Source organism: Clostridium sp. (assembly GCF_016650095.1).
Classification (GTDB): Bacteria; Bacillota; Clostridia; order Clostridiales; family Clostridiaceae; genus Clostridium_AD.
In genome coordinates this window covers 1-10,436 of the sequence record NZ_JAENWL010000101.1, presented here as the reverse complement: position 1 = coordinate 10,436, position 10,436 = coordinate 1, and the positions used below count along the sequence as shown (strand labels likewise).

Here is a 10,436-nt window from a genome sequence, read left to right as displayed (position 1 = left end):
TGGTAAAGACAAAAATCCTGTGAATTCTCGCGGTAAAAATCCTGTATCACCTGATACTGTCTGCCCTCAATGTGGTGCTCCGTACAACTATATTTATGATAATGCTGGCGGTCGTGGTCAACTTTGGTGCAAAGTCTGTGATTTGCATTTCAATAAAACCAAAGATGATTTCAAAACTGAAAAACTCCTCTGCCCATTTTGTGGACATGCTCTAAATAAGAAGAAGCACCGTAAGAATTTTTATATTCATAAATGCGTTAATAAAAAATGCACTTATTATCTTAATTCTCTTGCAAAGCTTTCGCTTGAAGACATTAAAGAATACAAGAAAGATAGACATAAATTTAAACTCCATTACATTTATCGCGAATTTACCACTAATTATTTTGATGTGGATTTATCTTATATGCCCAATGGAGCTACTAGCCTCAAATTTAGAAATTTTTCTTCTCATATAATGGGCCTTTGTCTAACATATAACGTTAATTTGGGACTATCTACACGCCGTACGGCGCTTGCTCTTTGGGAAATCCATGGCGTCAAAATTTCTCACGTAATGGTTAGCATATACGCCATCACAGCTGCCGCTTTGGTTAAGCCATTTGTTGATAATTATGACTACAAGCCTACTAATTACCTCGCTGCTGATGAAACTTATACTAAAGTCAAAGGAACTACTCAATATATTTGGCTTGTTATGGACGCCATCAAGGAATCAATTTTAGGATACCAAGCCTCTTTTAGCCGTGATACTGGTCCTTGTATTTTAACTATGCGTATGGCTTTTGATAAGTTCAAAAAATTTCCCGGCAAGTCTCTTAAATTCGTTGCTGATGGCTATACCGCATATAAGCTTGCGGAGCAACAGTTTAAACTTAATAACATGGACTTCAACGTAATCCAAGTAATTGGACTTACTAACTCCGATCCTATTTCAACTGAGTATCGTTGGCTTAAACAAATAATAGAGCGTCTCAACAGAACATTTAAATTCTCCTATAGGGTTACAAATGGCTTTGGTAGTGAAGAAGGTTCCAACACGCACTTGGCTCTGTTTGTGGCCTATTACAACTTTCTCCGCCCGCATAGCTACGCTTATTGGGGACCATTGAACTCAATCCCTGAACTCGAAAAAATTTCCACCATGCCAGGAAAATGGCAAAAACTAATTGAACTTTCACAACAGCTTATACTCCAAAAACAGAGCGCATAGCCTAATTCAGAATCTATATTTAATATAATAGAATTAGTTTTACCTATCAGTCTTCTGTAAAAACAACTGTCAGAACAGGTATATTTGCGTTGCACTTTTTTACTCTCCAAGGAAAAATTTCAAAATTATAGTAATAACAAAACTAATGTTTCATTACTTTAAGGTATATTTTCACTTTTCAAGGTGCAATTTAATCTGAAAATTTTTAATCTTGTTTTTTCATAAACTAGTTAACACTATCTATCCTAGTGTTAAGAGCTTTTAAATTCTTACATCATCTTATTTTAACTTTGATTACACATAGGTCAAAAAATACCCCCTATACTCTATCTGGTCTTATTATAGTTACTTTAATTACTATAAATATCATACTCTAATTTCATCCCAATAATTATCCTATCTCTCCTTTAAATTTACCTCGCTTGAATTAAACTATATTGTACTTACAATAATATGATTAGAGTATATAAATTTACCATTATAATGTCAAGTAACCTTTTAACAACAAAGTTCTTAACATTATAAAGCTTACTAAAATATAATTATATTTAATTTAAAATCTATTATACAATACAATATTTTACACAATACAAATAAATTTAAAATAAAAATATATTGTATTTGTATTGTATAAAATATTGTATTATAATTATATTAATTATTTTAATGCAAAATACTATTTTAATTTATAACAAAATATGTTAAAATTTAAAAATACAATACATTCATAACATAAGGAGGAAATATTAATGGTTAATCCAAAGATATTATCATTCGCAACCATGAAAGGTGGCACAGGAAAAACCAATGTTGCATTTAATTTAGTAGGTTTCCTTGCCAAGGAGAATAAGAATGTTCTAGTAATAGATTTCGACTCTCAAGGAAATATGACTAGCAATTTTAATATAAGTCAATTTACAGAAAAGTATGATTCCATAAGTAATGTTCTAAAAAATGATATTGCTCCTATTGATGTAATTTTAGAAAAACCTATTCCTGATATGCCTACTGTAGATTTGATACCCAGCGACAAAGGACTTACTGCTACAGAAATGGAACTTATATCTGTTACGCTGAGACATGCCATTATGAGAAAATGGATGAAAAAGAACAAAGAGTATCTTGCTAAATATGACTATGTTATTTGTGATACTCCTCCTGCTATGAGTATTTCTAATTTAAATGCTTTGTTTATTTCAGACAGTATCATTATTGTCACAGAGATTGGAATGCACAGCATTCAAGGTGCAATTAATATAATGAGTCAATGGGATTCTCTCTGTAATGAACTTGAAATAGAAAATAACATTTGTGGTTTGTTAGTAAACAAATATGATAAAAGAATAAAAATTTCAAAAGATTTTATAGATTATGTTAATAATAATCCTATACTTAAAGAATTATCATTTGGAACTATAATCCCAAACAATATAAAATTACAAGAAACATCGTTGGTGAATTTGCCTATTAGCTACTATGATGTGAAGAATGCAGGTTATCTAGCATATGCAGAATTTGTACAAGAATTAAAAGAAATCGAGGCGATATAATATGGCAATAAAAAAAGGAACTAAAATTAAAAGCATGTTCACTAATGAAAATGTTCTAGGGGTAAAAGAACACAATTCGCTATTACAAGAAAAAGAAGAACTACTTACCCCTACACCTGAGATAGAAAAGGTAGATGAACCTACTCAGTCTAAAAATGAAACTGACACCGTGGCAGATGCTCATGTTAAATCTAAAACTAATAGAAATGTAATCATTAAAAAAGTAAATAATAAAACTAAAGCAAAAAAAGAACCTGCTGTTGAAGAAAATGTTAAAAAAAAGGAAGAGACTAATGAAACCAAAGTAATTAAAAATAATTCTCCGATACAACTTACACTGAAGAATCAAAATAGAAATAAGAAAAAATATGTAACTTTTTATATGAGGGAATCTACGATAGCCTTAATTGCTGAATATGCAGGTCGTGGGACAGGTAAAGATAGGACTGGGTATGATAAGTCGGAGTTTGTTGATTTAATCATTGTAAAGGCTATAAACGCCTTAAAATTCAATGAAGAAGAATAGACTATGTACTTTAATAAATATATATTGTATTTATTAAAGTATAAATGTCTTTTTATAAAATAATACAGTATCATATTATTAATAAGATATTAGTCTAATTTATAAGTTATGCACAAATTTTTTAAACCACAACAAAATCCTCATGTAGTAGTTTAAGAAGGTTTAAAAGACTTTATAAGAGTTTAAAACAGTTTCTTTTCAATCGGACGGTTGATATGAGTTGCATGAACTGGCGTGTCCACAACAAAAACCTACTAATGTATAACAAAAACCTACTAACCTACAACAAAAACCTACCAAACTATAACAAAAACCTACTAACCTACAACAAAAACCTACTAGAAAATATAACAATATATAATAAATTTAGGAGGAGTGGAGTAATGATTATTAAAAAACAAGAAATTGTAAAAAGAGAAATTGTAAAGTCTAATAATCTAATTGAAGGTAGCTATAAATTAACGACATCTGAGAACAGATTGATAGATCTTGCATTATCAAATCTTGAAGTTGTAATGTTAGATAAAAATTTATCTGCTGAAGATGTAAAATCACTTATAAAACAAAAGGATTTTGAATTACTTTATGTATATGTGTCAGACTATAAAAAAGAATATAATATTAAAAACAATACAATATACTCTGAGTTAGTAGATACTGCAAATAGGTTATATAATAGGAATATTACATATTTTGAAAATAATGATTTAGTTAAGAAAAGATGGGTTATAACCTGTAAGATAGCTGAAGACAGAAATGCAGTTGCGCTCCAGTTTCATCCCGATTTAATCTCAGATTTATTAGTTTTTAAAAGTGATTACACAAGATTCGATTTTGATGTTAAAAAATACATAAGAAGTTACTATGCTTGTAGAATATACGAATTATTAAAGCAGTATCAAGCATTTGGTCAAAGAATTTTTGAAGTGGGACAACTGAGGTTTTTGTTGGGGATAGAAGATACTGAATATTCTCAGTACTCTAATTTTAAACAAAGAATTTTAAAACCTGCCGTAATGCAGATTAACAAAGTTACAGACTTATACATCGAAATGGATGATAGCTTGTATAAAGTTAATAAAAAAGTTGAAAAGGTAAAATTTAAAATGGTAAATCAATCAGTAAATTTCCAAGGTAGGGAACAAGTAAGTTTCATTGACAATCCGGATATGGTTCCTGCTGAATATAATGAATACAACGTTGTGAAAGAGTTCAGAGAACTTTTAGGAGTTACAATAAGTCCTAAACAAATTGATAAACTTGTTAAAAAGACATCTATTTCAATTAAAAAAAATCAATTAAAGATATCTATCAGACAGTACATAAAAGAAAAGAAATTAGTATTAGACGAGTATGGTAAGAAAAATGAGATAAAATCATATTTAGGCGCTATGATGAGAGCGATAGAAGGAAACTGGACTTTGACATATAAAAAAACTAAGGGTGGATTTAATGATTACGAACAAAGAGAATATGATTTTGATGATTTAGAAAAGAAGATTTTAGGATGGGATAATATTGAAACAGATTCTCAAAGCACTCCAATTGACGAAGTAGCCTTAGATAAAGAGTAACACAACAAAATCCTCGCATTCTTATAAATAAACAATTTATACACAACAAAAACCTACCTATTCAGTTAAGCGATTATATATATTTCAATACATCATGAATTAAAAGGTTAATTTTTTTCTATAAATATACTGTTTTATTTTAAAATGGTAGGAATGCGTTGTGTATAAATTCTATAAATGTAATTAATGTTACATATACTATAAAAGCGAGGAAACTGTTGTGTGTTAAATTTTGTTAGCTTAATTATTAAAATAATATTGTTATTAAAATACATTCTTTTATCCAAATTCTCGTAATTCCTTATTCTAAAAAATAATACAAAAACATTTAAAAAACATTACATATATAATATTATAACAATACATTATCATTGCAAATTAAATACATTTGTAATATAATTATATTAAATTATAAAAGTATGATAAATATATTACAAAAACAATACAAATACAATGAAATTGTATTATATAATTAAATTGATGGGGGTTAGAAAATGAGTGAAATAATCATGAAAATAGGAAATGATAATGGTAATTCAGAACACGACATAAAAATAAATGGTAAGTTAATAAATAGACCAAATGTGTATGCTAAGGTTAGAAAATTGCCTAACTTTGATGAAGTCAATAAGGACTATGTATTAAAAAATATTGAAAATAATTTAATAGTTACATGTGAAGATCCAAGTGGTATTTATTATCTAGGTAATTATGCGCTAAAATCAGCAAAAACAGTTAGAAGCATAGAAATAGGTATTGATAATAATAAAGTTGAGAATGATATAATACTTGTTAATACTTTAGCTCAAATAGCTGGATATGCTGCAGTAGAATATTTCAATACAGTTGGAAATTTTGATGATATTATAAAAACTAAAGTTGATATGACAACTTCATTGCCAGTATCATACTATTCTCATAAAAAAGCTTTAGATTTTTCAAATAAGTTTTTATCAAAAAAACATATGGTTACTGTTCATGTTGGTAATAGTAATGCTAGAGTTGAAATTGAATTTACTTTTGTAAAAACAATTCCTGAAGGAGTTACGGCAACATTTGCACTAAATGAAGCTTCTAAAGAATTATTTGAAGAACACAATAAGAAAGATAATGATGAATTAGATAAAGAATTCTTTAAAAATGCTAAAGTGCTTCATGTTGCCATTGGTGAAGGAACCACAGAGTATCCAATAACTACTGGAATTGAGTTTAATCCTGAATTTATTCAAGGTACTAATAACGGGGGTGGCCATGCAATTGATAAAGCTTTAGAAGAATTTAAAACAGCTAAGGGATTATCTAAATTTACTAGACAAGATTATTCAGAGGTTATTAAAGATAAAAATCATAAATTTCATGAATTTGCATTAGAAATAGTAGAGCAATATATCGAAGAGCAAGCAGAAGAAATATTAATTCATGCTAAACAAGAAATTCAAAAAGCTAATAATGATATTGATGTCGTATGTGTTTATGGTGGTGGGTCCATTTTAATGCGAAAATCATTAGAAGAAAATCTAAGATCATTTTGTGATAGAGCTCAAATAAAACTATTTTATGTGCCAGAAAAATATACAATAAATTTAGAATGTGAAGGTTTATATAATTTTACTAACAGTAAAATATTTGCTATTTTAAAAGATAAATACACTATGAGTAAGGCCTAATATGTACAGGAGATATAATAAAGAGGTGTTATAATGGCAACTGATAATAAGAGAGTGGGATATTCGTTTTCTATTAAGAAAACGGATAATCCAATTATAAAAGAATTTATACAAGCACAAGATAATTTTTCAGAATCATTAAGGTATTTGATAATAAAGTACTGTGCAGAAAATGGGATTGAAAATGTTTCGTCTAAATTAAATGAATTAATTTATAATTTAGCTTTTTCAAATAAAAACAAAAATACTTCAAAAGAAATTAAAAATTCTAATAAAGAAGAAAAGATAATAGAAAAGAGTACAGTTAATAATTCATCAAAAGATATAAATGAAAATGTAATAACTAGTTCAGAAGATGAAATAAGTGCAGATTTAGATAAAGAAGATATTCCAAAATGTTATCAGTAAAAGAATTATAAAAGTGTATTTTAATATAAATAAAGCAACATTATTTAAAATAATGTTGCTTTATTTTTTATACTTTAATGGAATATTATTTTTGATATAAGGGGTAGTGCTCGCAAAACGCGGGGAATATACGTTAAGACAGTTATTACCAAAAGAGGCTTTTATCAAAACATTCTGACTTAGAATTAATACTAAATAGTTCTAACTTGAAAAAGAATATAACATCAGTGTAAAGCATTGATATATCTGGGGTTTAATCACTAAATAATAAAGCTCTTATTTTTTTGCTCAAAACCAGTTAGTTAAAGTACAATTGTAGTATTGATAATACTAACTAAGTGAGGGATAAAAATGGCAAAGGATAAAATAAAAAAAGGAGTGCGAATTAACTTAATACAAATTACATTTATAACCGGATGATGAACGTACAAGAATAAAAGAAAGACAAAAGGAAGGCATTAGCATTGCTATGAAAAAAGGGATCAAATTTGGAAGAAAGAAAATACCCATTGATGAAAACTTTAAAGCTGTTTATATGAAATGGAAGCAAGGTAATATAACTGCTGTAAAAGCTATGGAGCTTGTTGCCATGAAAAATAATACTTTTTATAGAAGAATTAAAGAATATGAATCAATTTGAGAATATTTTAAAAATTCATTGGATAATTTGCTTATTCCACCTTTTCGGGTGGATGGGCAAAAACACCCAAACTAGAAAAAAAGCTATTAGGGTGGGATAATAACGAAAGTGATGAGGTTGGATAAGAATTTCAACAAGCAAAATATTAGAAAGTAAGATTAAATTTACTTTGTCCATTTGTACACATAACTATAAATATCATTTATAAAATTATTTTTTGTATTTATCAGCATATTCTATTAATGCCATGCTTATTAAATCCATTGACTTAAATTCTTTGTAGGTATCCATAAATGTTTTAAAGTGTTCCCAAACCTCACCATATAATCGCACAGTGGTTACTTTTACTTCCCCTTGTAATTTATCGTTATCAATTTTCAACTCACTTACATCAACATTAATGATGTCTTTTTGATGGTTGTACCATTCCAACATTTCTTGTATATTATCATGTTTTTCTATGATGTTTAATATTTTAGTTTCAGAGTCTTTTGAAATGAATATATTTGTATTACTTTTATACTCATGCGTTGATATTGCTTTAATTGCAGTAGACTTAGGCACTGAGACTACTGTTATATTACTTTTGTATTCATCATTTTTTATATATTGTTTTAGTGGCTTACTAAATATATATCCCGCATTTATAAATTTATTTCCTATAGTTTTTCTACTAATATTAATATTTAAACTAATTTCAGTTAAAGATGATCCTTCTTTTAATTTATTATTAATAAAAGTTATTTGATTTAATATATCTAGTTTTTTATAATCTTCACTTTTCATTTTATCCACCTCATATAATTGTAATATACTTATATATTGGGTTGACTTCATACCCCTATAGATAAAAATTCTCTATGCTTTTATCTTTTATATCCTCATTGATTCCAATATATCTTAAAGTAACACTAGGTGAGGAATGATTAAATATTTGTTGAAGTAGTGCAACATCTTTATTTTGTTTGTAATGCCAGTAGCCAAAGGTCTTTCTTAGGGTGTGAGTGCCTACATCCTGAAGTTCAACATGATCAGCTGCACTATTAAGTATTCGATATGCCTGGACTCTACTAATAGGCTTGTTTTCGCCTTTTCTGCTCTGGAATAAGTATTCTTCATCCGACATTAATTTAATATATTTATCTATCTCTATTTTTAAGGATGAATTTATTAAAACCCTTTTTATTTTATTTGTCTTTTGCTCTATTATTTTAATATGTGTTTTATCTTTCAAATCCTTAACCTTGAGTTCTAATATGTCACCAATCCGAAGGCCTGTATTAATTCCTACAATAAACATTAAGTAGTTTTTATATCCTATTTTCAATAATTCCATTTTCATTTCTTCAAGTTTTTCACGATCTCTAATTGGTTGGACTAGATTCATATTTTACACTTCCTATTATTAATTATATTTCATTGCATATTAGATCTTTTTACAATTTCAAATAGCCTCTTATTAAGATATATTTTCTCTTTACCCATCATTTGAGATGATAAAAAACCTTCTTTTTCCAATGCTATCAAATAATATGAAGCAGTTCTTCTAGAAATATTAAGACCGTTTTCAATAAATTTAATTTTAGTATAAAATTCAAAAAAAAGTAGGTCTACCAATTCCTTTGAATAAATCTTTGGCAATACATTCTTAATATCTTCCGCAGTATCTGAGACTTCTGTATTAATTTTTTTAACCAGCTTCAATGTCTCCTCAGAAGTTTGTTCTATACCCTCTAATATAAAAAGAACCCATTCTTCCCATTTCCCAACCGTCCTTACTTCCTTAAGTAGTTTATAATAAGCAGTTTTATTTCGAATAATAAATTTGCTTAAATATAGAATTGGACTGTCTAGAAGATCCTTTAATACAAGATATAAAACATTTATAATACGTCCTGTTCTGCCGTTACCATCATAAAAAGGATGTATAGACTCAAATTGGAAATGAATTACCGCTAATTTAACAAGAGGATCTATATTATCAAAATCTTCATTAATATATTTTTCAAGATTTGACATTAAATCAAGTATTTCTGTCTCTCCACTTGGTGGTGTATATACAACTTCTCCAGTACTTTGATTTTTAAGTACTGGAGAAGGAAGTTTTCTAACACCTGCATTGTTTTTTTCTATTGTCTTTTGTATATCAATAATCATATTTGTTGTTAAAATCTCATTTCCCTTTACAAGTTCGTAACCTTTCCATAATGCAGTTCTATAACTTACAACCTCTTTTGCTGCAAGGTTTTTGTACCCTTTCTGTGACATTGCTCTAAATAATTCATCATGAGTTGTAATTATATTTTCAATTTCTGAACTATCCTTTGCCTCATTAATAGTTACTGCATTTATAAGGACATTCTTATTAGGTATTGTATCTGCATAACCCTTAAGTTCTGCTAATGCTCTGTGAGAATGGGAAAGTTGCTTTAATATTCTATTTGTTTCAAGTGTAACTTGGGGTGGTAAATATTTTACTATATTTTCATTCATTATTATTCACCTTCTTTATGTTCATTATATAGAAAAAAATTTCTTATATCAATAGAACATAGGCAATAAATTGAAAAAATTGCTCACGTTATATTGACGTGAGCAATTTTTTCTCGTGTTATATTATAAAATAATAAAAGTAATGAATTTAATTTCACCTATAACAATATTTATTGCACTTATTTAAAATGTATATAATACATTGAACGTAACAAGTCAACACGTTATGTTACATTAAAAACAAAAAAAATAAGGAATGAGCAATACGCTCAATGTGAAAGTAACTCAATTACTATTGTGTTACTTTCAGTTTATTTAATGAAAGTTATTATGCTTGAAGTTATTCTTATTTATAAAGGTTTATC

General features: G+C 27.8%; 10 protein-coding genes. 7 read left to right on the top strand and 3 right to left on the bottom strand.

The window, feature by feature from the left end; all coding sequences use genetic code 11:
- From JJE11_RS08030 to JJE11_RS08000, 7 genes are all read left to right on the top strand, one after another.
- Window positions 1-1,213 (top strand): DDE-type integrase/transposase/recombinase (locus tag JJE11_RS08030; RefSeq protein ID WP_291634361.1); only part of this gene is annotated, 1,213 nt, incomplete at its 5' end.
- Window positions 1,214-1,962: 749 nt separating this feature from the next.
- Window positions 1,963-2,763 carry a ParA family protein gene (locus tag JJE11_RS08025; RefSeq protein WP_291634359.1) on the top strand — a complete coding sequence of 267 codons (801 nt, stop codon included), beginning with the start codon at window positions 1,963-1,965 and terminating at the stop codon, window positions 2,761-2,763.
- A 1-nt stretch (window position 2,764) separates the two neighbouring features.
- Window positions 2,765-3,289, top strand: coding sequence for a hypothetical protein (locus JJE11_RS08020; RefSeq protein WP_291634357.1), 525 nt, complete (start codon window positions 2,765-2,767; stop codon window positions 3,287-3,289).
- 383 nt (window positions 3,290-3,672) lie between these two features.
- The gene (locus JJE11_RS08015) at window positions 3,673-4,863 is read left to right on the top strand and encodes a replication initiation protein (protein ID WP_291634355.1); all 1,191 of its coding nucleotides are present in this window, start codon (window positions 3,673-3,675) and stop codon (window positions 4,861-4,863) included.
- A 494-nt stretch (window positions 4,864-5,357) separates the two neighbouring features.
- Complete coding sequence (locus JJE11_RS08010; RefSeq protein ID WP_291634353.1) at window positions 5,358-6,530, top strand: ParM/StbA family protein; 1,173 nt, start codon at window positions 5,358-5,360, stop codon at window positions 6,528-6,530.
- 33 nt (window positions 6,531-6,563) lie between these two features.
- Window positions 6,564-6,938, top strand: a complete 375-nt coding sequence (locus JJE11_RS08005; RefSeq protein ID WP_291634351.1) for a hypothetical protein — start codon at window positions 6,564-6,566, stop codon at window positions 6,936-6,938.
- Window positions 6,939-7,407: 469 nt separating this feature from the next.
- A complete protein-coding gene (locus JJE11_RS08000; protein WP_291634349.1) occupies window positions 7,408-7,578 on the top strand; it encodes a hypothetical protein in 171 nt (56 codons plus the stop codon).
- 210 nt (window positions 7,579-7,788) lie between these two features.
- Here the strand turns inward: JJE11_RS08000 and JJE11_RS07995 are convergent, their stop codons facing one another.
- From JJE11_RS07995 to JJE11_RS07985, 3 genes are read right to left on the bottom strand one after another with little or no spacing between them, the layout of a single operon-like run.
- Window positions 7,789-8,364 carry a hypothetical protein gene (locus tag JJE11_RS07995; RefSeq protein WP_291634347.1) on the bottom strand — a complete coding sequence of 192 codons (576 nt, stop codon included), beginning with the start codon at window positions 8,362-8,364 and terminating at the stop codon, window positions 7,789-7,791.
- Between the two features lie 55 nt (window positions 8,365-8,419).
- On the bottom strand, window positions 8,420-8,965 hold the full coding sequence (locus JJE11_RS07990) for a site-specific integrase (protein WP_291634345.1): 546 nt from the start codon (window positions 8,963-8,965) through the stop codon (window positions 8,420-8,422).
- 29 nt (window positions 8,966-8,994) lie between these two features.
- A complete protein-coding gene (locus tag JJE11_RS07985) occupies window positions 8,995-10,071 on the bottom strand; it encodes a Fic/DOC family N-terminal domain-containing protein (RefSeq protein WP_291634343.1) in 1,077 nt (358 codons plus the stop codon).
- Between the last annotated feature and the right edge of the window lie 365 nt (window positions 10,072-10,436).

Bases quoted from the DNA above. Each gene is read 5' to 3' on its own strand.
- JJE11_RS08025 (WP_291634359.1), top strand. From the start codon at position 1,963: ATGGTTAATCCAAAGATATTATCATTCGCAACCATGAAAGGTGGCACA.
- JJE11_RS08020 (WP_291634357.1), top strand. From the start codon at position 2,765: ATGGCAATAAAAAAAGGAACTAAAATTAAAAGCATGTTCACTAATGAA.
- JJE11_RS08015 (WP_291634355.1), top strand. From the start codon at position 3,673: ATGATTATTAAAAAACAAGAAATTGTAAAAAGAGAAATTGTAAAGTCT.
- JJE11_RS08010 (WP_291634353.1), top strand. From the start codon at position 5,358: ATGAGTGAAATAATCATGAAAATAGGAAATGATAATGGTAATTCAGAA.
- JJE11_RS08005 (WP_291634351.1), top strand. From the start codon at position 6,564: ATGGCAACTGATAATAAGAGAGTGGGATATTCGTTTTCTATTAAGAAA.
- JJE11_RS08000 (WP_291634349.1), top strand. From the start codon at position 7,408: ATGAAAAAAGGGATCAAATTTGGAAGAAAGAAAATACCCATTGATGAA.
- JJE11_RS07995 (WP_291634347.1), bottom strand. From the start codon at position 8,364: ATGAAAAGTGAAGATTATAAAAAACTAGATATATTAAATCAAATAACT.
- JJE11_RS07990 (WP_291634345.1), bottom strand. From the start codon at position 8,965: ATGAATCTAGTCCAACCAATTAGAGATCGTGAAAAACTTGAAGAAATG.
- JJE11_RS07985 (WP_291634343.1), bottom strand. From the start codon at position 10,071: ATGAATGAAAATATAGTAAAATATTTACCACCCCAAGTTACACTTGAA.